Source organism: Micromonospora sp. NPDC049275 (genome assembly GCF_043197115.1).
Taxonomy (GTDB): domain Bacteria; phylum Actinomycetota; class Actinomycetes; order Mycobacteriales; family Micromonosporaceae; genus Micromonospora.
In genome coordinates, this window is record NZ_JBICSN010000001.1 from 806,754 (window position 1) to 827,473 (window position 20,720).

20 protein-coding genes are annotated in these 20,720 nt (G+C 72.3%); 13 read left to right on the plus strand and 7 right to left on the minus strand.

Annotated elements, in window-relative coordinates; all coding sequences use genetic code 11:
- Positions 1-43: 43 nt before the first annotated feature.
- Positions 44-685, minus strand: a complete 642-nt coding sequence (locus ACGFIE_RS03830) for a TetR/AcrR family transcriptional regulator (protein WP_393290673.1) — start codon at positions 683-685, stop codon at positions 44-46.
- Positions 686-771: 86 nt separating this feature from the next.
- Between ACGFIE_RS03830 and ACGFIE_RS03835 the strand changes: the two genes are divergently transcribed.
- The 5 genes from ACGFIE_RS03835 to ACGFIE_RS03855 all read left to right on the plus strand — a co-directional run bounded on the left by ACGFIE_RS03835 (position 772) and on the right by ACGFIE_RS03855 (position 4,815).
- Positions 772-1,908 (plus strand): epoxide hydrolase family protein, encoded by a 1,137-nt coding sequence (locus ACGFIE_RS03835; RefSeq protein ID WP_393290676.1) that lies wholly within the window; start codon positions 772-774, stop codon positions 1,906-1,908.
- Between the two features lie 211 nt (positions 1,909-2,119).
- A complete protein-coding gene (locus ACGFIE_RS03840; protein WP_393290678.1) occupies positions 2,120-2,341 on the plus strand; it encodes a winged helix-turn-helix domain-containing protein in 222 nt (73 codons plus the stop codon).
- A 123-nt stretch (positions 2,342-2,464) separates the two neighbouring features.
- Complete coding sequence (locus ACGFIE_RS03845) at positions 2,465-2,965, plus strand: TrkA C-terminal domain-containing protein (protein ID WP_363681054.1); 501 nt, start codon at positions 2,465-2,467, stop codon at positions 2,963-2,965.
- A 5-nt stretch (positions 2,966-2,970) separates the two neighbouring features.
- On the plus strand, positions 2,971-4,176 hold the full coding sequence (locus ACGFIE_RS03850; RefSeq protein WP_393290680.1) for a cation:proton antiporter: 1,206 nt from the start codon (positions 2,971-2,973) through the stop codon (positions 4,174-4,176).
- A 207-nt stretch (positions 4,177-4,383) separates the two neighbouring features.
- The gene (locus ACGFIE_RS03855) at positions 4,384-4,815 is read left to right on the plus strand and encodes a hypothetical protein (RefSeq protein ID WP_363681050.1); all 432 of its coding nucleotides are present in this window, start codon (positions 4,384-4,386) and stop codon (positions 4,813-4,815) included.
- A gap of 147 nt (positions 4,816-4,962) precedes the next feature.
- Here the strand turns inward: ACGFIE_RS03855 and ACGFIE_RS03860 are convergent, their stop codons facing one another.
- The 5 genes from ACGFIE_RS03860 to dnaK form a co-directional block, all read right to left on the minus strand.
- Positions 4,963-5,151, minus strand: coding sequence for a hypothetical protein (locus ACGFIE_RS03860; protein ID WP_363681048.1), 189 nt, complete (start codon positions 5,149-5,151; stop codon positions 4,963-4,965).
- 120 nt (positions 5,152-5,271) lie between these two features.
- Positions 5,272-5,712 carry a heat shock protein transcriptional repressor HspR gene (locus ACGFIE_RS03865; RefSeq protein ID WP_030332087.1) on the minus strand — a complete coding sequence of 147 codons (441 nt, stop codon included), beginning with the start codon at positions 5,710-5,712 and terminating at the stop codon, positions 5,272-5,274.
- 30 nt (positions 5,713-5,742) lie between these two features.
- Positions 5,743-6,930, minus strand: a complete 1,188-nt coding sequence (gene dnaJ, locus ACGFIE_RS03870) for a molecular chaperone DnaJ (protein WP_363681046.1) — start codon at positions 6,928-6,930, stop codon at positions 5,743-5,745.
- Between the two features lie 91 nt (positions 6,931-7,021).
- On the minus strand, positions 7,022-7,780 hold the full coding sequence (locus ACGFIE_RS03875; protein ID WP_363681044.1) for a nucleotide exchange factor GrpE: 759 nt from the start codon (positions 7,778-7,780) through the stop codon (positions 7,022-7,024).
- Positions 7,781-7,828: 48 nt separating this feature from the next.
- Positions 7,829-9,700 carry a molecular chaperone DnaK gene (gene dnaK, locus ACGFIE_RS03880; protein ID WP_393290684.1) on the minus strand — a complete coding sequence of 624 codons (1,872 nt, stop codon included), beginning with the start codon at positions 9,698-9,700 and terminating at the stop codon, positions 7,829-7,831.
- A gap of 220 nt (positions 9,701-9,920) precedes the next feature.
- Between dnaK and ACGFIE_RS03885 the strand changes: the two genes are divergently transcribed.
- From ACGFIE_RS03885 to ACGFIE_RS03895, 3 genes are read left to right on the plus strand one after another with little or no spacing between them, the layout of a single operon-like run.
- Complete coding sequence (locus ACGFIE_RS03885; RefSeq protein WP_393290687.1) at positions 9,921-11,759, plus strand: ABC transporter; 1,839 nt, start codon at positions 9,921-9,923, stop codon at positions 11,757-11,759.
- Positions 11,756-13,441 carry a GTPase gene (locus ACGFIE_RS03890; RefSeq protein WP_393290689.1) on the plus strand — a complete coding sequence of 562 codons (1,686 nt, stop codon included), beginning with the start codon at positions 11,756-11,758 and terminating at the stop codon, positions 13,439-13,441. The genes ACGFIE_RS03885 and ACGFIE_RS03890 overlap by 4 nt, the downstream gene beginning before the upstream one ends.
- Before the next feature lie 38 nt (positions 13,442-13,479).
- Positions 13,480-14,703, plus strand: a complete 1,224-nt coding sequence (locus ACGFIE_RS03895) for a hypothetical protein (protein ID WP_393290691.1) — start codon at positions 13,480-13,482, stop codon at positions 14,701-14,703.
- A gap of 99 nt (positions 14,704-14,802) precedes the next feature.
- On the opposite strand, the gene ACGFIE_RS03900 is transcribed toward ACGFIE_RS03895, so the two are convergent.
- Entirely contained in the window at positions 14,803-15,426 is a 624-nt protein-coding gene (locus ACGFIE_RS03900; protein ID WP_393290693.1) for a phosphatase PAP2 family protein, read from the minus strand.
- 90 nt (positions 15,427-15,516) lie between these two features.
- Here ACGFIE_RS03900 and ACGFIE_RS03905 point away from each other — a divergent pair, with 90 nt between their 5' ends.
- From ACGFIE_RS03905 to ACGFIE_RS03925, 5 genes are all read left to right on the plus strand, one after another.
- Positions 15,517-16,071: a hypothetical protein gene (locus tag ACGFIE_RS03905; protein WP_393290696.1), complete on the plus strand. Its 555-nt coding sequence runs from the start codon at positions 15,517-15,519 to the stop codon at positions 16,069-16,071.
- Positions 16,072-16,083: 12 nt separating this feature from the next.
- On the plus strand, positions 16,084-16,296 hold the full coding sequence (locus tag ACGFIE_RS03910; RefSeq protein WP_393290699.1) for a hypothetical protein: 213 nt from the start codon (positions 16,084-16,086) through the stop codon (positions 16,294-16,296).
- Between the two features lie 583 nt (positions 16,297-16,879).
- Positions 16,880-18,055, plus strand: a complete 1,176-nt coding sequence (pdhA, locus tag ACGFIE_RS03915) for a pyruvate dehydrogenase (acetyl-transferring) E1 component subunit alpha (protein WP_363681031.1) — start codon at positions 16,880-16,882, stop codon at positions 18,053-18,055.
- Positions 18,055-19,044 carry an alpha-ketoacid dehydrogenase subunit beta gene (locus tag ACGFIE_RS03920; RefSeq protein WP_393290701.1) on the plus strand — a complete coding sequence of 330 codons (990 nt, stop codon included), beginning with the start codon at positions 18,055-18,057 and terminating at the stop codon, positions 19,042-19,044. Before pdhA ends, ACGFIE_RS03920 begins: the two co-directional genes overlap by 1 nt.
- Complete coding sequence (locus tag ACGFIE_RS03925; RefSeq protein ID WP_393290703.1) at positions 19,041-20,513, plus strand: dihydrolipoamide acetyltransferase family protein; 1,473 nt, start codon at positions 19,041-19,043, stop codon at positions 20,511-20,513. The genes ACGFIE_RS03920 and ACGFIE_RS03925 overlap by 4 nt, the downstream gene beginning before the upstream one ends.
- Positions 20,514-20,720: the final 207 nt, after the last annotated feature.

Genomic DNA, 20,720 nt, shown 5'->3' on the forward strand with positions numbered 1-20,720 from the left:
AGAGTTGAGCGTATTCCACTCAACCCTACCGCTGTGACGCCCATCACTCCCGCAGGCGCCACCGCCAGTCGAACTCCCCGGCCGCCGGGGGCGGGCCGGGCAGCGGATCGGAGTCCGCCGCCGTCGACAGTCCACCCAGCAGCACGGCGAGCTGCCGGCGGCGCAGCTGACGGGTCCGCTCCGGATCGGGCACCCGCACCGCCGCGCACGCCTCCAGGACCAGCCCCAGATCCTGCACGACCACGTCCGCGCGCAACCGCCCACTGGCGTGCGCCCGCTCGACCAACGCGGCAGCCAGCTCGCTTGCGCGCAGCGCGTCCCGGCCCATCTCCTCGGTCGGCGTGAAGGTGCCGGCCAGGTGGACGGTGAGCGAGTGCACGTCGGCGTCGACCACCCCGGCCAGGAACCCCGCGAACGCGGCCCAGTCGTCCGGCTCGGCGAGCGCCCCCTCGGCCAGGGCGAGGTAGCGGCGCAACCCGTCGTGGCAGAGCTGGCGCAGCAGGGCCTCCTTGCCCGCGTACCGCCGGTAGAGCGCGCTGATGCCGACGCCGGCGCGGTCGGCGACGGCGGCGATCGGCGCCTTCGGGTCGTCGAGGAAGACCGCGCGGGCGGCTTCGAGGATGACCTCGTCGTTGCGGGCGGCCTGGGCGCGGCGGCCGGCAAGGGGCCTGGGGGGCGTTGACATGTCGTCAGCCTAACAGTGGAACGGATCGTTCCGCTCTGCTACTGTGATTGCAGAACGAAACATTCCGTTCCGAAGGAGAGTTCGAGATGACCGGCACCGCGATCCGTCCGTTCCGCGTCGAGATCCCGCAGACCGCCCTCGACGACCTGGCCGTCCGCCTCGGTCGGACGAACTGGCCCGCCGCGCTGCCCGGCACCGGCGACGCGTACGGCATGAGCGCCGATCGGGTGCGCGCCCTCGTCGACAGGTGGCGGGACGGGTTCGACTGGCGGACCGTCGAGGCCCGACTGAACGCCCACCCGCAGTTCGTCACGGAGATCGACGGCGAGCAGATCCACTTCCTGCACGTCCGGTCGTCCCGCGCGGACGCCACCGCCCTTGTGCTCACCCACGGCTGGCCGGGCTCGGTGCTGGAATACCTCGACGTGATCGGCCCGCTCACCGAGCCGAACGACCCGGCCGCGCCGGCCTTCCACCTGGTCATCCCGTCGCTGCCGGGCTTCGGGTTCTCCGGCCCCACCCGCAGCGCCGGCTGGAACCGCTTCCGCACCGCCCGCGCCTGGGCCGAGCTGATGAACCGCCTGGGGTACGACAGCTACGGCGCCATCGGCAACGACGCCGGCTCGATGGTCGCGCCGGAACTGGGCCGGATCGACGCCGAGCACGTCCTCGGCGTGCACGTCACCCAGCTCTTCTCGTTCCCGTCCGGCGACCCGGCCGAGTTCGCCGGACTGTCCGAGGCGGACCAGGCCGCGCTGGGGCACCTCCAGTGGTTCTACGAGAACAAGTTCTCCTTCAACCAGGTGCACAGCCAGCAACCGCAGACCCTGGCGTACGGCCTGGCCGACTCGCCCGTCGGGCTGCTGGCCTGGAACGCCCAACTCTTCGACGAGAGCCTGGACGACGACTTCGTCCTGGCCAATGTGGCGCTCTACTGGTTCACCGGCACGGCCGCCTCGGCGATCCGGTTCTACTGGGAGGACGCGCACGCAGGTGAGCAGCCGTCCGAGCCGACCACGGCACCGACCGCGCTGGCCATGTTCCCCGGCGACTTCCAGTCCATCCGCCGCTTCGCCGAGCGGGACCACGCGAACATCGTCCGCTGGACGGCGTACGCGACGGACGTCGAGGGCCGCGGTGACGTCGGCGGTCACTACGCAGCCCACCAGGCCACCGACGTCCTGGTCGGCGACATCCGCGAGTTCTTCGCCAGCCTCCGCTGACCAGTCCGCGCCGCGGGTGCCCGCCCACTCACCCGGGCGGGCACCGACGCGTCGACCGCCGCTAGATCCACTCGACTTCCTGGAAAGCGCGGTATCCGGGCCACCGGGATAGGGCGATTTCGCCGAAGTCGAGTGGATCACCCGGGGCGGTGCTCGGTGGCGGGTCAGCGGCCGGCTCGGCGGGGCAGGCGGGCGGTGCAGGAGTTGCCCCATGCCCCGTGTTTCGGACCGCCAACGCATCGCGCAGGACATCCGCGACAAGATCGCCTCTGGCGAATACTCGCCCGGGGACAAGTTGCCCTCGCTGCGCGAGATGACCGCGCACTACGGCGTGTCCGCCGAGCCCGTCCGGTCGGCCCTGTTGATCCTGCAGGCAGAGGGCCTGATCGAGGGCCATCAGGGCAAGGGCACCTACGTCACCGACAAGCGGTAGATCTTGGTAGGAAACTGCCCCTAGAAGGGCACTTACCGTCCAAGATCTCGCGCGGTGGGCGCGGCGGGTGGGTGCGCTCGCTGCAAGATCTGCCTTTTGTTTACCTAGCGGTAGCCTGGACGGGTGCGAGTACGTGTCGAGCAGACCGCCTTACCGGGGATCGGGGTACGCCACGATCTGGTGACGGAGTCCGGACGCCGCCTGGGCGTGGTCTCCCACCGCAATGGCCGCCGTGATCTTGTCCTCTACGACCCGGATGATCCCGACGCCTGCCAGGCGGACATCCCGCTTACCGACGACGAGGCGGAGGCGCTGGCCGACATCCTCGGCGCGTCGCTGATGCTCGGTCAGCTCTCCGGGCTGCGCGAGCAGGCTGCCGGTCTGCTCACCGAGCAGATCGCCATTCCGGCGGGGTCGCGGTACGTGAACCGCAAGCTCGGCGACACCAAGGCGCGTACCCGCACCAGCGCCTCCATCGTGGCGGTGCTGCGCGACGGCACGGTGAACGTGTCGCCCGAGCCCTCCTTCCGCTTCGCGGCCGGTGACGTGGTGGTAGTGGTCGGGACCCGTCAGGGTCTCGACGGCGTGTCCGCCATCCTCGCCGACAGTGACCCGGACGGCTGAGGCGGATGCACGATTTCACCACACTGCTCATCGAAGTCGGTGCGCTGCTGCTGCTGCTCGGGCTGCTCAGTCGGCTGAGCCGGCGCTTCGGCCTGTCGCCCATTCCGCTCTACCTGCTCGCCGGGCTCGCCTTCGGGCACGGTGGGCTGCTACCCCTCGACGCCAGCGAGGAGTTCTTCGCGGTCGGCGCCGAGATCGGCGTCATCCTGCTGCTGGTGATGCTCGGTCTGGAGTACTCGGCCAACGAACTCGTCGGCAATCTCCGCTCGGCGGCACCGGCCGGCCTGATCGACGGGGTGCTGAACGCGCTACCCGGCGCCATCTTCGCCCTGCTGCTCGGCTGGAACTGGGTGGCCGCCCTGGTGCTCGGCGGCATCACCTGGGTCTCCTCGTCCGGGGTCATCGCCAAGGTCCTCGCCGACCTGGGTCGGCTCGGTAACCGGGAGACCCCGGTGATCCTCTCGGTGCTGGTGATCGAGGACCTGGCGATGGCGCTCTACCTGCCGCTGGTCACCGCCGTCCTGGCCGGCACCGGCCTGCTCGGCGGCGGCATCGCGCTCACCGTCGCGGTGGGCACGGTGCTGATCGTGCTCGTGGTCGCCATCCGGTACGGCCACCTCATCTCGTCCGCCCTGTCGGCGAAGGACCCGGAGGCGCTGCTCCTCGGCGTACTCGGCCTGACCCTGCTGATCGCCGGCCTCGCCGCGTCGCTCCAGGTGTCGGCGGCGGTCGGCGCGTTCCTGGTCGGCATCGCCCTCTCCGGCCCGGTGGCGCACCACGCCACCGAGTTGCTCTCGCCCCTGCGGGACCTGTTCGCGGCGGTGTTCTTCGTCTTCTTCGGCCTGACCACCGACCCGCAGGACATTCCGCCGGTGCTGCTGCCGGCGCTCGCGCTGGCCGTTGTCACCATGGCGACGAAGACGCTCACCGGTTACCTCGCGGCCCGCCGGGTCGGTATCGCCGAACCCGGTCGCTGGCGGGCCGGCCTGGCGCTCGTACCCCGAGGGGAGTTCTCGATCGTCATCGCCGGCCTCGCGGTCGCGGCCGGCAGCGTCGAGCCGCGGTTGGCCGCGCTCGCCGCGACGTACGTCCTGATCACCGTGGTGACCGGGCCGATCCTGGCGCGGCTGCCGGACTTCCCGTGGTTCAAGCGGTGGCTGCGCAACCGCGCGGCGGCCCAGCGGCGGGACCCGGTGCCGATCCACGACTGACGCGCACCGCCGCTGCCGTACCCTTCGGCGCGGCAGCGGTGGTGGCCAGGACACCCGAACGGGCGTTCGGGCCGCCCCGGCCGGCGGATGCCGAATTGCTCCCTGCGGGTACTACCGCAGCAACCGGCGGCGGGTTACCGTTTCGCCCCAGCAGCCACGGTCCGCAGGCAGCGTTGCCAGACGCGGGCGAGAGCGGAAGGTTGGCCGGTGAGCGTGCAGGAGTCGACGTTCCACGGCTTTGCCAACCCCGTCGATCCGACGCCGGCGGAGTTGCGAGCCTGGGCGTTCCAGCCCGATTCGGTGCCGTTGGCTTCCATGCCACCCGACTGGGACCTGCTGGTCTCCGGCGACCGCCTGGTGCTGACGCTCTTCGAGCTGGCCATGGACCCGACCTGCCCCGCGCGGCGCTTCGCGCTGCACTGCCTCTACATCTACGCCGCGGACGGCATCCGGACGAACTTCCGCGCCCACCCCAAGCGCCGCTTCCGCAAGCTGGTCGAGCAGGCCGAGCGCGACGGCGACGAGCTGATGAGGATCTGGGCGCACAACGGCCGCGTGCTGCTGGCCCGACCGGATCTCTTCGTCTATCGGGACTGGTGCGAGGGCGGCCTGGTCCGCGAAAACCGCCGCCTCGGCTGAGATCCCATCCGAACACTCTTGGTCAACTCGCCTTCCCGGAAATCGGGCTTTCCCGCTTAGTCGAACACGACTTCCAGGAAACCGAGTGGATCAAGGCGAACGGGCCGGGACCCCCCGTGGGTCCCGGCCCGCACGTCGGCTACCGGATCAGTCCTGCTTGCGCTCGGTCTCGGCTCGACGATGGTCGCCGTCGGACTCCTCGGCGAATCGCCCCTCGATGATCCGATCCCGGAAACTTCCCTCGGTCACCCTGTCGAACTTCTCCCGGACGGTGTCGGCCAGGTCTTCCAGCCGGTCCTCCGTCTGCTGGGCCACTTTCTTCGCCGGCTCCGCCATCGCTCCCCCAACCGCGCCGATAGGCCCGAATTAAGGCGATAGGACCCGTATCGACAGGCTAACGGAAGCGGCCTGGCCCGCGCCGGAAAATCCGGCACGGGCCAGGCCGAGGAAACAGGGTCAGCGATCGGGCGTACGGCGGGGACGCCAGACCACCAGCGCCGTGGACGTGCGGTTGGTCGGCACCAGATCCCGGCCCGGGAAGCGGGCCAGCGACTCCAGCTCGGCCACCCGGCGGTACGCGGCGTCCAGCTCCGCCTCCAGCCGCGCGACCCGCTGCTGCGCCTGCTCCAGCAACCGCTCCAGCCCGATGATCCGCTTGACGCCGGCCAGGTTGATCCCGTCGTCCTGGCTGAGGCGCTGCACCTCGCGCAGCAGCACCACGTCCCGGACGCTGTACCGGCGGCCACCGCCGGCCGCCCGGCCCGGCTGCACCAGCCCCAACCGGTCGTACTGGCGCAGGGTCTGCGGGTGCATCCCCGCCATCCGTGCCGCCACCGAGATCATGAGCACCTTGGCCTCGTAGGCAGGGTCACCCGAACCGAGGAACTCGCCCGACATCCCGCTCACCTCCGCGTCCATCCCACCGGACTAACCGACCCGACGCACCCGGGCGTCGAGATGTTCCCGCGCCGCCGGCGGGCTCTGCTCGGCGAACGCCTCAAGCGCCGCCCGCGCCTCGTCGGACAGCCGGGCCGGCACCACCACGTCCAGGGTGACCAGCAGGTCACCGGCCTGCCCGTCGCGACGGACCACACCCTTGCCCCGGGCCCGCAGCACCCGCCCGCTGGGCGTGCCCGGCGGAACCCGCAACGTCACCGCGCCGTCGAGCGTGGGTACCCGCAGGTCCGTGCCGAGCACGGCCTCCGCGTAGGTCACCGGCACCGTCAACGTCAGGTCGTCTCCGGTACGCCCGAACAGCTCGTCCGGCCGGACCTTGACGTGCACGAACAGGTCGCCGGCCGGGCCACCACGCTCGCCCGGCTCACCGCGCCCGGCCAGCCTGATGCGCTGACCGTCGGCCACACCGGCCGGGAAGCGCACGTTCATCGTGCGGGTCTTGGTGACCCCGCCGCTGCCGTGGCACTCCGGGCACTTCTCCTCCACCACGGTGCCGACGCCCTGGCAGTTGCCGCACGGCTCGGAGAAGCTGAACGACCCCTGGTTGCGGGTGGTGACCCCGGCGCCGTGACAGACCGGGCAGGTACGCGGCTGGGTGCCGGGCTTGGCGCCGTTGCCGTGGCAGGTGTCGCAGACGCCGGGAGCGCGCAACGTCAGTGGCAGGGTCACCCCGCGCACCGCGTCACCGAAGTCGAGTGCCACCTCGGTCTCCACGTCCCGGCCGCGCGCCGGACCACGAGGAGCGGCCTGCCCACCGGCCTGCCCGCCCGAGAAGATCGAGCTGAACAGGTCCTGGAAGCCGGCCCCGCCGAAGCGGCGGTCACCGCCACCGGCAGCACCGCCGCCGAACAGGTCGGAGACGTCGAACGGCATCCCGCCCGGCTGGCCGCCCGCCCGGGCGTTGCGCCGGAACGCGCCCGAGCCGAACAGCGACCGCATCTCGTCGTACTCCCGGCGGCGGCCGGCGTCCGACAGCACGTTGTACGCCTCGGACACGGCCTTGAACCGCTCCTCGGCCTTCGGGTCGCCCGGATTGTGATCCGGGTGCGACTCCCGGGCCAGCTTGCGGTACGCCTTCTTGATGTCGTCCGCGGAGGCGGCCTTGTCCACGCCGAGCACGGCGTAGAAGTCCTTCTCGAGCCAGTCCTTCGAACTCACCGGTCCACCACCTCCTCCTTCCGACCGTCGTGGCCCGGCCGTCCCGCCCACCGCTGTGCGGGGGACGGGACGGCCCGGTCACCGTCTCGCACTATTCCGGATCCGCGACCGCGACCAGCGCGGGGCGCAGCAGCCGCTCACCGAGCTGGTAGCCGCGTCGCATGACCTGCACGCAGGTCGGTTCGCTGACCTCGGCCGAGGTCTGGTGCGCGACCGCCTCGTGCCGGGTCGGGTCGAACGGGTCGCCCTGCTCGCCGAAGGCGTTCAGGCCGAACTTGCCCAGCGCGGTGGTGAGCTGTTCCGCCACCGTTCCGAACGGCCCGACCAGGTCGCCGTGTTCCCGGGCCCGGTCCAGGTCGTCGAGGATCGGCAGCAGCGCGGCCAGCACCGAGCCGGTCGCCTGCTCCTGCACCAGGCTGCGGTCCCGGTCGACCCGCTTGCGGTAGTTGGCGTACTCCGCCGACACCCGCTGGACGTCTCGGGTGCGCTCGTCCAGCTCGGCCCGGAGCGCCTCCAGCTCAGCGCCGAGCGACGTGCCGACACCACCGCCGTCCACCGGCTGCGCCGGGGCGTCCACCACCGGCGGGCCGGACGGCTCCGGCCCGTCGGTGGCGTTGACCTCGACCTCGATCTCGTCGACCACGACCTCGGCGTCCTCGACGAGGCCCTCGGCCGGTGCGCCGGTCTCCGCGTCCGCGGCGGTCCCCTCCGGCTCCGACGTGTCGGTGAGCTTGCGGTTGTTGCGGATGACGACCCGCTCCCCGTCGCCGGTGGCCGGCTCCGTGGGCGCGGAGCCACCCGGCGTCGACCCGGTGTCGCCCGGGTCGGCGGCTCGTGGCTTCTGCGTCATGCGGCTACCTCATCCCCTTCGCCGTGGTTACGTGTCGGAGGCCGATTGTCACTTCTTGCCGTCCTCGTCCACGATCTCCGCGTCGACCACGTCGTCGGCGCCACCTGCCGTGCCGGCCTGCGGACCTGTCGCACCGGCCGCACCCGGACCGGCCTCGCCGCCCGGCTGCTGCTGGCCCTGCTCGGCCTGCTGGGAGTAGAGCAGCGAACCGGCCTGCTGGGAGACCTGCGCCAGCTTCTCGTGCGCCGTCTTGATCTTCTCGATGTCCTGACCGCCCAGGGCGCCGCGCAGCTCACCGAGCGCCTCGTTGAGCTGCTCCCGGTTCTCGCTGGGCAGCTTGTCGCCGCTCTCGGCGAGGAATTTCTCGGTCTGCCACTGGAGCGCCTCGGCCACGTTGCGGGTCTCGGCGTCGTCGCGACGGCGCTTGTCCTCCTCCGCGTGCTCCTCGGCGTCCCGGCGCATCCGCTCGATGTCGTCCTTCGGCAGCGAGGAGCCGCCGGTGATCGTCATCTTCTGTTCCTTGCCGGTGCCCAGGTCCTTGGCGTGCACGTTGACGATGCCGTTGGCGTCGATGTCGAAGGCGACCTCGATCTGCGGCACGCCGCGCGGCGCCGGCGGGAGGCCGGTCAGCTCGAAGGTGCCGAGCTTCTTGTTGTACGCCGCGATCTCCCGCTCACCCTGGAACACCTGGATCAGCACCGACGGCTGGTTGTCGTCCGCCGTGGTGAAGACCTCGGAGCGCTTGGTCGGGATGGTGGTGTTGCGCTCGATGAGCTTGGTGAAGATGCCGCCCTTGGTCTCGATGCCCAGGCTCAGAGGAGTCACGTCGAGCAGCAGGACGTCCTTGACCTCACCCTTGAGCACGCCGGCCTGCAGGGCGGCGCCGACGGCGACGACCTCGTCCGGGTTGACGCCCTTGTTGGGGTCGCGACCGGTGAGCTGCTTGACCAGGTCGGTCACGGCGGGCATCCGGGTCGAACCACCGACGAGGATGACGTGCTCGACGTCGGAGATCTTGATCCCGGCGTCCTTCACGGCCTGCTCGAACGGGCCCTTGCAGCGGTCCAGCAGGTCCTGCGTCATCCGCTGGAACTCGGCGCGGCTGAGCGTCACGTCGAGGTGCAGCGGGCCGGCCGCGCCTGCGGTGATGTACGGCAGGTTGATGTTGGTGGTGGTGGCGGCGGACAGCTCGATCTTGGCCTTCTCGGCGGCCTCACGGAGGCGCTGGAGGGCCATCTTGTCCTGACCGAGGTCGATGCCGTGCTCGCCGCGGAACGTCTTGACCAGGTGGTCGATGATCCGCTGGTCCCAGTCGTCGCCACCGAGGTGGTTGTCACCGCTCGTCGACTTGACCTCGATGACGCCCTCGGCCAGCTCCAGCAGCGACACGTCGAAGGTGCCGCCGCCGAGGTCGAAGACCAGGACGGTCTGCTCCTTGGAGCCCTTGTCCAGCCCGTACGCCAGGGCGGCCGCGGTCGGCTCGTTGACGATCCGCAGCACGTTGAAGCCGGCGATCTCACCGGCCTCCTTGGTGGCCTGACGCTGGCTGTCGTTGAAGTAGGCCGGGACGGTGATCACCGCGTCGGTGATCTGCTCGCCCAGGTACGCCTCGGCGTCCCGCTTGAGCTTCATCAGCGTCCGGGCCGAGATCTCCTGCGGCGTGTACTTCTTGCCGTCGATGTCGACGGACCAGTTCGTGCCGACCTCGCGCTTGACCGAACGGATCGTCCGGTCCGGGTTGGTCACCGCCTGGCGCTTGGCGACCTCACCGACGAGCACCTCGCCGTTGCGGGCGAACGCGACGATCGACGGGGTCGTCCGCGAGCCCTCAGCGTTGGCGATGACGGTGGGCTCACCGCCCTCGAGAACGCTGACGCAGGAGTTCGTCGTGCCGAGGTCGATACCGACCGCACGTGCCATCTTCGCTTCCTCGCTTCGTAAGGTTGTGCAGGTGACGGGCGTCGCCCGTGGGCTGCTGGCGGGCACCGCCCGCAGCGGACCCCACCACAAGTTGAGTGAACTTGACTCAATAGTGCCACGCGCTGGCGAATCGTCAAGTCGAGTTGAGCCGACCCGACGCAACCCAGCCGTTATTACCGTCCGGTTGTCTTCCCTTGCATCGGTCGGGCACGCTTTAGCGGTGACGACGCACGGCGATTCCGCCACCCGTTCCGGCGCGCCCGCCGTCGCAGCCCGCACCGGCCCGCCGGACGCCGCGGAGGAGCCGCCCGCCACCACCGGGGACGACAGCCTCCCCGGCGCGCTGTCGGGCCTCCGGGCCGCGATCGGCGCCACCCGCTATCCGCTCACCCTGCCCTCCGCCGCCTCCGCCCGGCACACCGCCAGCGCCCTCACCGACCAGCTCGACGACTACCTCCTGCCCCGCCTCGCCCGACTGGACGCCCCACTGCTCGTGGTGGTCGGCGGTTCCACCGGCGCGGGCAAGTCGACCCTGGTCAACAGCCTGGTCAAGGCCCGGGTCAGCGCCGCCGGCGTGCTGCGGCCCACCACCCGCTCCCCGGTGCTGGTCTGCAACCCGGCCGACGCGTCCTGGTTCCGGCAGGGCGACCTGCTGCCCGGCCTGACCCGCACCACCGAGCCGAGCGACGACCCACGGTCCCTGCACCTGGTCACCGCCCCCGCCCTGCCGCCGGGGCTGGCCTTCCTCGACGCGCCGGACATCGACTCCGTCGTCGACGCCAACCGGGCGCTCGCGAGCCAACTGCTCGCCGCCGCCGACCTGTGGCTCTTCGTCACCACCGCAGCCCGGTACGCCGACGCGGTGCCCTGGGAGCTGCTGCGCAGCGCGCGGGCCCGGGGCGCCGTGATCGCCATGGTGCTCGACCGGGTGCCCGCCGAGGCCAGCGACGAGATCGCCGCGCACCTGGCCGAGATGCTCGCCGCACAGGATCTGGGCCGAGCGCCGCTGTTCGTTCTCCCGGAGACCTGGGTCGACGGTCAAGGGCTGCTGCCCGAGGGTGTCACGGCGGCGCTGTCCGACTGGTTCGCCCGGCTGGCCGCCGACGCCGACGCCCGCGCGGCGGTGGTCCGGCAGACCCTGGACGGCGCGCTGGCCGCCCTGCACCCCGCCGTCGAGGAGCTGGCCGACGCCGCCGACGAGCAGGTCACCGCCGCCGACGGTCTGGACGAGCGGGTCCGGGCGGCATACCGGGGTGCCGAGCGGACCGTCGAGCAGGGCCTTCAGGACGGTCGACTGCTCCGCGGTGAGGTGCTGGCCCGCTGGCAGGAGTTCGTCGGCACCGGCGAGTTCTTCCGCACGTTGGAGGCCCGCATCGGGCGACTCCGCGACCGGGTGGTGGCCGCCGTCACCGGCCGGCCCGCGCCCGCCGCCGAGCTGCGCAACGCCATCGAGTCGCAGCTCATCACCCTGCTGCGGGGCGTCGCGTCCGAGGCCGCCGAATCCGCGTACACCGGGTGGAAGGCACACCCCGCGGGAGCGGACCTGCTCGAGCCGGGGCTCGCCCACCCCAGCGACGACCTGCCCGAACGCGCCGAACGGATGGTCCGGGACTGGCAACGCGCCGTGCTGGAGCTGGTCCGGGTCGAGGGCGGCGACAAGCGGTTCGTGGCCCGAACGGCCGCGTACGCGGTGAACGCCACCGGGCTCGCCGTGATGATCGCCGTGTTCGCCTCGACAGCGTTCATCCCCACCGGGCTGGAGCTGGCCACCGGTGCCGGCACGACAGTCGCCGCGCAGGCCGTCCTCCAGGCGATCTTCGGTGACCAGGCGGTGCGTACCCTCGCCGCCAAGGCCCGAGTCGACCTGGTGGCGCGGGTCCGGACGCTGCTGGACGCGGAGGCCCACCGCTTTCTGGCCCGCACCACCGAGGCCCGGCCCGCCGAGGCGGCCGGCGACGCGCTGCGGCGGGCGGCCGGCCGGGTCGAGCTGGCCCGGCACCGCAGCGGCCTGGCCACCGCCGACGGCCTGCCGGTCGGCGACGAGGAGGGTTCGCGGTGACAAACATCGCCGGCCGGGTACGCGAGGCGTTCCGCGGCGACCAGCGTGTCGACCCCGACGCGTTGATCGCCCGCCTGGACGCCGTACGCCGGTTCCTGACCGCCGTCGACGGCCTGCTGCCGGACGCCGAACTGGTGCCCGCGCACACACTTGTCGAGCGGGCCGGCACCCGGCTCGCGCTGTCCCGTGACCACACGGTGGTGGCCCTCGCCGGCGCCACCGGCAGCGGCAAGTCCAGCCTGTTCAACGCGCTGGCCCAGCTGGAACTCTCCCCGGTCGGGGTCCGCCGGCCGACCACAGGTGTGACACACGCGTGCGTGTGGGGGCCGTTGGAGGGCGCCAACCGGTTGCTCGACTGGACCGGGGTGCTGCCCCGGCACCGCTTCGTCCGGGAGAGCGCGCTCGACGGGGACGACGAGACGGCGCTGCACGGGCTGATCCTGCTCGACCTGCCCGACTTCGACTCGGTCCAGCGGTCCCACCGGCTGGAGGTGGACCGGCTGCTCGGCCTGGTCGACCAGGTGGTCTGGGTGGTCGACCCGCAGAAGTACGCCGACCGGGTCATCCACGACAGTTACCTGCGCGAGTTCCACAGGCACCGCGACGTCACAGTGGTCGTGCTCAACCAGGCCGACCGGCTGTCGCCGACCGAGCTGCCCCGCGTCCTGGACGACCTGCGCCGGCTTCTCGACTCCGACGGGCTGACCGGCGTGCCGCTGCTCGCCACCACCGCCATCGACCCGGCCGGGATGGCCGGGCTGCGCGCCGCGCTGGAACGTACGGTCGCCGAACGGCAGGCCGCCCTGCGTCGGCTGGCCGGCGACGTCGACTCGGTCGTCGCCGGGCTCGACGAACTGGTCGGCTCGGCCCGACCGGCGGGCGGCCCGGAAGACACGGCCGTCGACGCGCTGAACCGGGCGCTGGCGGGCACGGCAGGTGTGCCGGCGGTGACCGAGGCGGTGGAGAAGGCGTACCGGCATCGGGCCGGCGCGGCCACCGGCTGGCCGCTGGTGCGGGGCTGGCGTCGGCTCCGACCCGACCCGCTGCGCCGGCTGCACCTGCCCGGCCCGTCCGGTGACGCGGCCGACCCGGCGGAGAGCCTGGTCGCGGCGACCTCGGTGCCCGACCCGACCGCCGCCCAACGCTCGGCGCTCGGTCTGGCGATCCGCGCGGTGGCCGACCGGGCCGCCGCCGATCTGCCCGCCGCCTGGCCGGCGGCTGTCACCTCCGCCGCCCGGTCCCGCCTGGGCGACCTACCGGACGCGCTGGACCAGAGGATCGCCGGCACCGACCTCGGCCTGGGCCGACGGCCGCTGTGGTGGCGGATCGTCGGCGGTGTGCAGTGGCTTGTCACCCTGGCCGCCGTGGTCGGGTTGGGCTGGCTGGTGCTCGGCTACGCGCTGCGGGCGCTCGGCCTGCCCGCGCTGGACAACCCGATGGTCGGCCAGGTGCCGCTGCCCACACTGCTGCTGCTCGGCGGGCTGCTGGCCGGGCTGCTGGTGGCAGCGCTGACCCGCCCGGTGGTGCGCTGGGCCGCCCGCCGGGCCCGCGGCCGCGCCGAGCAGCGGCTGACGGCCCAGGTCGCCCGCGTCGGCGAGGAGTACGTGCTCGCCCCGGTGCGGATTGTGCTGGCCTCCTACGCGCAGGCACGCGACGCGCTGCGGGACGCCGCCCGCCGCTGACGCCTCTGCGTACGCCCCGACCGGCGTAGGGTCGAAGCATGGCCACGCCTCAGACCCCTTACGACGCGGTGCTGCACGCCGCACGCGACGTGACCAAGCTGGAGTCCGCCCTGGACGCCGAGATGCTCGGCAGCGCGCTGCTGGGCAGTGTCTACGCGATCGCGGAAACCGACCGCGACACCGCCGTGCGGGAGTTCGTCACCGCGTTCCTCGCCGCCACGGCCCGCCGTCGGATCGCGGCGGCCACCACGATCCGGCAGGTCTTCGCCACGCTCGTCCCGACCGCCGAGGGCGCCGAGCGGGTGCGTCCGGGCAGCCAGGCGCCCGCCTGGTCCGGTCAGCTCGGCCGGGTGCACCTCACCGGCAGCTGGGCGTACGGCGACGTGTACGGCGACCAGACCTCCTACCTCGCCACCTTCGCGTACGACGACGCGGCAGGTGGCCCGGAGCACGCGCTGGTGGCCCTCATCGACCACAACATCGGGATCACCAAGGACATCTTCGTCGGCGGGCCGGCGGAGCGGATCCTGGACCAGGTCCGGCAGATGTGCGCCGACGACGAGCTGACCTGGTTCCGCACCGAGGATCCGTCCCGGCTGCGCGGCGAGGTGGCCCGTCACCTCTCGGTCACCGACGACCTGACCGAGCTGCCCGACGAGGGTTCGCTCGCCACCGACCGCGCGCTTGTCGGCGCCCGGTTGGCGCTGCTGCCCACGGCCGCCGATCCGACCGGCCCGGCGGAGGTCGAGCCGCTGTCCGCCGCCGAGCGCACCGACCTGGTCCGGCGGTTCCTGGCGGCGCCGGAGGCCGCCCGGTTCGGGCTCGACAGCGTCGACGGCCCGGAACTCGCCTCGCTGCACTTCTGCCTGAGCCTGCTGCTGGACCACTCGGCCTCCTTCCCGGACGCCGACCCGATGCGGTGGAGCCCGGCGGTGTCCGGGCTCTTCCTGCTCGACTGGGTGCACCGCCGTGCCGTGCTGGACATGGACGACGCGGCGATGCTGCCCCGGGTGCTGCGCGCCTGGGCCCGGTACGCGTCGCGGCAGCGCGGCCTGCCTGAGGCGGCCGCGACGCGCACCGACGAGGCGATCGAGGAGATGGTGCCGGAGTTCGCCCGGCTCTACTCGACTGGCGAGCGGCGCAGCCCGGCCACGGCCGCTGTCGCGCAGTTGATGGCCGACGGCGTGGACCCGGACGACCCGGCCGCGCTGGACGCCTGGATCGAGGCGAACCGGCACCGCCTCGCCGACGACGGCGCCTGACGACCGACAGGGCGGGCGGCCCCACGCCGCCCGCCCGGAGACGGTCGCCCGGTGCAGTCTGGAGACGGTCGCCCGGCGCAGTTCGCCCGGCGACATCGCTCAGCGCAGTGGACCGAAGACGACCGCGGCGATCAGCGCGCCGAGCACACCGCCGGCGAGCACCTGCGACACGGTGTGGTCCCGCAGGCGTACGCGGGACCAGCCGACCACGCCCAACAGCGGCGCGGCCACGAGGAAGCCACGCCCGAAGGTCAGCGCCAGGATGATCAGGGTGCCGGCGGAGACCGCCGAGTGGATCGACATCTTCCACCAGTGACTCACCGAGACGGCCACCACGAGGCCGACCAGCCCCGCCACCGCCAGCGCCAGCAGCGGCCGGGGCGCGCCGAGGACGACGAGCAGGGCGAGCCCGGCGGCGACCGAGCCGAGACCGACCAGCAGCGGCACCCGGCGCTGCTCCCGAAGGCCGATGTGGTGGTCGGTGAGCCGACCACGGCGGACCCCGCCGACGATGTAGGCGAACGGGATGCCGGTGACGAAGAGCGTCGCGAGCAGACCCCAGAGCAGCCCGCGACCACTGCCCCTGGCGCTGTGCCAACTCACGGCGATCATCAGCAGCGACACCAGCACCGCCGGGGCGGTCAGCTCGGTGACCAGTCGGGCGACCCGCAGCCCCGGACCGGGCCGGGCGGCGACCGGGCGGGGTTCCGCACCGCCGCCCACGCCACCCCCTCCGGTACGCGCCTATCGCCCACCGCCGCCGTCTCGGCGTCGCCTGCTCGTCACCGTACCGCCGGGGAGAGAGTGGGATGCGTGGGTCCGGCACCCGGGCCCCGGCGCGCCGACGCCTTGCGCGAGGCGGGCGGGGCCGAAGCGCTGCGCGAGTGCGACACCGTCGGTGACGGCGCGGTGGTGGGCTCGGGCGGGCTGGCCGACGGGCCCGGGGTGATCGACGGATCCGGGTCGGTCGACGGCGGAATCGTGCTGGCGGGTGCGGAGAGGGTGCTGGTGGGGACGGCCGTGGCGGACGACGAACCGGTCGCGCTGGGTGACGTCGGGTCGGTCGGCGTCGGGCTCGGCGTGGGCGCTTGCGTCGACTCGGGGTCCGCTGAGCCGGTCGGTACCGGCGACGGCGACGGGCTGGACGGCGGCGGGGGCACGGCCGGCGGGGCGCTGCGGGTGGGTCGCGGCGCGGGCGGCGCAGGGGGCGCAGGCTCCTCCCGGCCAATGGGCACCCGGTCGTCGCCTGTCGGGCCGGACCACGACTCGTCCGGGAGACGCCAGGGAGCGGCGGGGACCCACTCGGCGGTCGCGGTCGGGCCGGCGCTGGGTGTGCCGGGTGACGGCAGGGTGAGTGGCGGCGGCTGACTGGTCACCGGCATGGGGATGACCACCGGCCCGACCGACGGGGTCGGGATGAACGGGGTGCTGGTGTCCGGTAGCGCGCTGCTGCCCGGGGTGGCCGAGCCCGCGCTGACCGCGGCGAGGACGGGCATCGACGCGGTGCCGGCCAGCAGGGCGACGGTGAGCAGGTATCCCCGGGCGGGGCCGCCCGCGCCCGGTGCCCGGTGTGACCCGATCACCCGGCGGTAGCCGCCCGGAGACCGGTGGCGGCCGAGAGCGGGTGTGCCGGGACCGTCACCTGGCTCGTCCACCGCACACCCCTTGTCGTCGCTGTTGGAGCACACCCGGGGCGTCCTCCGGCGAGAATCCGGCCAATCACCCGATCGGTACGTTCCTGCGGCAATCAGCCTCGCCCAGTTACCCTGCGTCAGCCAACATCCACCGCGTGTCGACACGCGGCACTGACCGAACGGTGACGAATCAGCACCGGATCGCCCGGTGGACGCAGGGCGCAACGATGGCGACAAAGGCCCCCAAACCGTGGGCGGTCGGAATGCGGGGCGGGCGTACTGTGGGCGCGCTCACCTGCTCTGCGAATATGGAGCACGACGGCAACGCAGCCGTGACCTCCGCGCACCCTCGCGGCAGGCGCGGCCCGGCGCCGGCGCTCCCCGATCCGGGTTCGGCCAGAACCCGGCTCACGCCGTGCGGCAACCCCCACCGGGGCTAGGCGCGGCCGCCAGGAACCGGTCCGGCAGCAGCCGGGCAGGCGCACGAGTTGCGTGGCCGGGTGACCCCCCGGTGCCGACGCAGACACGACAGGGAGAGACCGATGGCAAAGGGCGACCCCGGGGGCACCACCCGCGGCAGGCGGGCTGCACCCCGCTCCAGGAAGGGCGCAGCCGGTAACCAGGAGCTGGTGCAGCTCCTCACCCCCGACGGTGAACGGATCGACAGTGCCACCGGGCCGGACGGCACCGAGTACCGTGTCGACTTCACCGATGAGGAGTACCGCGGGCTCTACCGCGATCTGGTGCTGGTCCGCAAGCTCGACGCCGAGGCGACCGCTCTGCAGCGCCAGGGCGAGCTGGGCCTCTGGGCCAGCCTCCTCGGCCAGGAGGCCGCGCAGGTCGGCTCCGGGCGTGCGCTGCGGACGCAGGACATGGCTTTCCCGACCTACCGGGAGCATGGCGTCCTCTACTGCCGGGGCATCGACCCGATCATGCCGCTCGGCCTGTTCCGCGGTGTCGACCAGGGCGGCTGGGACCCGAACGAGTTCAAGTTCAACATGTACACGATCGTCATCGGCGCGCAGACCCTGCACGCGACCGGGTACGCCATGGGCATCACCATGGACGGCAAGGTCGGCACCGACGACGGCGAGGCCGCGATCGCCTACTTCGGCGACGGCGCCACCAGCCAGGGCGACGTGAACGAGGCGTTCGTCTGGGCCAGCGTGTTCAACGCGCCGCTCGTCTTCTTCTGCCAGAACAACCAGTACGCGATCTCCGAGCCGCTGGAGCGGCAGACCCGCGTCCCGCTCTACCAGCGTGCCGCCGGCTTCGGTTTCCCCGGCGTACGGGTGGACGGCAACGACGTGCTGGCGTCGTACGCGGTCACCCGCACGGCGCTGGACAACGCCCGGCACGGGCAGGGCCCGAGCCTGATCGAGGCGTACACCTACCGGATGGGCGCGCACACCACCTCCGACGACCCGACCCGTTACCGGATCGCCAGCGAGGTCGAGTCGTGGCAGGCGAAGGACCCGATCGCCCGGGTCAAGGCCTTCCTGGAGAAGCAGCAGATCGCCGACGCGGCCTTCTTCGCCGAGGTCGACGAGCAGGCCCGCCGCGAGTCGGTGCACCTGCGCGAGCGGGTCCTCAGCATGCCCAACCCGGAGCCGGTGACGATGTTCGACCACGTCTACCCCAACGGGTCACCGCTGCTCGACGAGCAGCGCGCGCAGTTCAACCGCTACATGGAGTCGTTCGAGGGGAGCGCCCACTGATGGCCACGGAGACGCTCACCCTCGGCAAGGCCCTCAACACCGGTCTGCGCCGCGCCCTGGAGACCGACACCAAGGTCATCATCATGGGCGAGGACGTCGGCAAGCTCGGCGGCGTCTTCCGGATCACCGACGGGCTCCAGAAGGACTTCGGCGACCAGCGGGTGATCGACACCCCGCTGGCCGAGTCCGGCATCATCGGCACCGCCGTCGGCCTGGCCATCCGTGGCTACCGGCCGGTCTGCGAGATCCAGTTCGACGGCTTCGTCTACCCCGCGTACGACCAGATCGTGTCGCAGGTGGCGAAGATGCACTACCGCTCGGGCGGCCGGCTCAGCATCCCCATGGTCATCCGGATCCCGTTCGGTGGCGGCATCGGCGCGGTCGAGCACCACTCCGAGTCGCCGGAGGCGTACTTCGCCCACACCGCCGGCCTGAAGGTGGTGACCTGCTCCAACCCGCAGGACGCGTACGTGATGATCCAGCAGGCCATCGCCTCGGACGACCCGATCGTCTTCCTGGAGCCCAAGCGACGCTACTGGGAGAAGGGCCAGGTCGACCTGGACGCGCCGCTGTCCGACGCGTACCCCCTGCACTCGGCGCGGGTCGTGCGGCCCGGCACCGACGTGACAGTTCTGGCGTACGGGCCGATGGTGCGGACCTGCCTGGACGCCGCGACGGCCGCCGCGGAGGACGGCCGGGAGTTGGAGGTCATCGACCTGCGCTCGCTGTCCCCGCTGGACCTCGCCGCCGCCTACGAGTCGGTGAAGCGCACCGGCCGCGCGGTGGTGGTGCACGAGGCGCCGTCCAACATCGGCCTCGGGGCCGAGTTGGCCGCCCGGATCACCGAGGAGTGCTTCTACTCCCTGGAGTCACCCGTGCTGCGGGTGACGGGCTTCGACACCCCCTACCCGGCCGCCCGGGTGGAGGAGGAGTACCTGCCGGACCTCGACCGGGTGCTCGACGCCGTCGACCGCACCTTCGGCTGGTGAGCGACATGTCCCGGATCAAGACGTTCAACCTGCCCGACCTGGGCGAGGGGCTGACCGAGGGCGAGATCCTGGCCTGGCTGGTCAAGGTCGGCGACACCATCGAGCTGAACCAGCCGATCGTCGAGGTCGAGACGGCCAAGGCGGCGGTGGAGATCCCGGCGAAGTGGGCCGGGCAGGTGCAGGCGATCCACCACCCGGAGGGCACCACCGTCGAGGTCGGTACGCCGATCATCGCGATCGACACCGACCCGGGCGCGGGCCCGCTGGACACCGCCCCGTCGACCACGGCCACGCCCACCGGTGACCTGCCCACCCCGTCGGCGGCCTCGCTGGCGGCCGTCGAGGTGGCCCCGGCCGAGGGCATGATCGAGCCGGGTCTGATCGGTGGTGTCGCCCCGGGCGGGCGGACGGCCGTGCTTGTCGGCTACGGCCCGCGTACCACCGCCGCGAAGCGCCGGCCCCGCAAGGGTGCCGTCCCGGCGCAGGCCGAGGCGCTTGTCGCACCGGCGACTGTGGCACCGGAGCCTGTCGCACCGGAGCCGGTCCGGAACGGGCACGGCGGTCCGGCGATGGGCGGGCTCGTGTTGGCCAAGCCGCCGGTCCGCAAGCTCGCCAAGGATCTCGGCGTGGATCTGAGCACGCTTACCGGGTCGGGACCGCTGGGCTCGATCACCCGGGAGGACGTACAGCAGGCCGCGAGCGGGGCTGCGGCGACGGCCGAGCCGGTCGCGGCCAGCTCGACCGCGACGAGCGCCGCGAGCTTCGGCGCCGATCGTGAGCAGCGCATCCCGGTCAAGGGTGTCCGCAAGCTCACCGCCGAGAACATGTCCCGCTCGGCGTTCACGGCCCCGCACGTGACGGAGTTCCTGACCGTCGACGTGACCCGGGCGATGAAGGCACTGGAGCGCCTGCGGGGCCGGCGGGAGTGGCGTGACGTCCGGGTTTCGCCGTTGCTGCTGGTGGCGAAGGCGGTACTGCTGGCGGTCAAGCGTCACCCGATGGTCAACTCGACCTGGGCCGGCGACGAGATCGTGGTGAAGGAGTACGTCAACCTCGGCATCGCGGCGGCCACCGAGCGCGGCCTGATCGTGCCGAACGTGAAGGACGCCGGCCGGCTCTCGCTGCGCGAGCTGGCCGACGCGCTGAACGCCCTGGTGCAGACGGCGAAGTCCGGCCGCACCTCGCCTGCGGACATGTCCGGCGGCACCCTGACCATCACCAACGTCGGGGTGTTCGGGGTGGACACCGGAACGCCGATCCTGCCGCCGGGTGAGTCGGCGATCCTCGCCTTCGGCGCGGTACGGGAGATGCCGTGGGTGCACAAGGGCAAGGTCAAGGCGCGGCAGGTCACCACGCTGGGGCTGAGCTTCGACCACCGGATCATCGACGGTGAGCTGGGCTCGAAGTTCCTGCGCGACATCGGCGACTTCCTCGCCGACCCCGAGGCGGCACTGCTCGCCTGGACCTGACCGGTCCGAAACGCCAGCCACGGCCGGTGTGCCACGGGTTAACGCCCGGCACACCGGCCGTGTCCGTTGGGCGACGGAACCGTCGGCCAAGAACCCTGTTGACCTTTGATTGTTAGGCAGGTGTCTCAGCTCACCTAATAATCGATGGAAGTTGGCCGGGTTCTGCTGTTGAATGGACGCATCAGGGGCCGACAACCGAATAGCCAG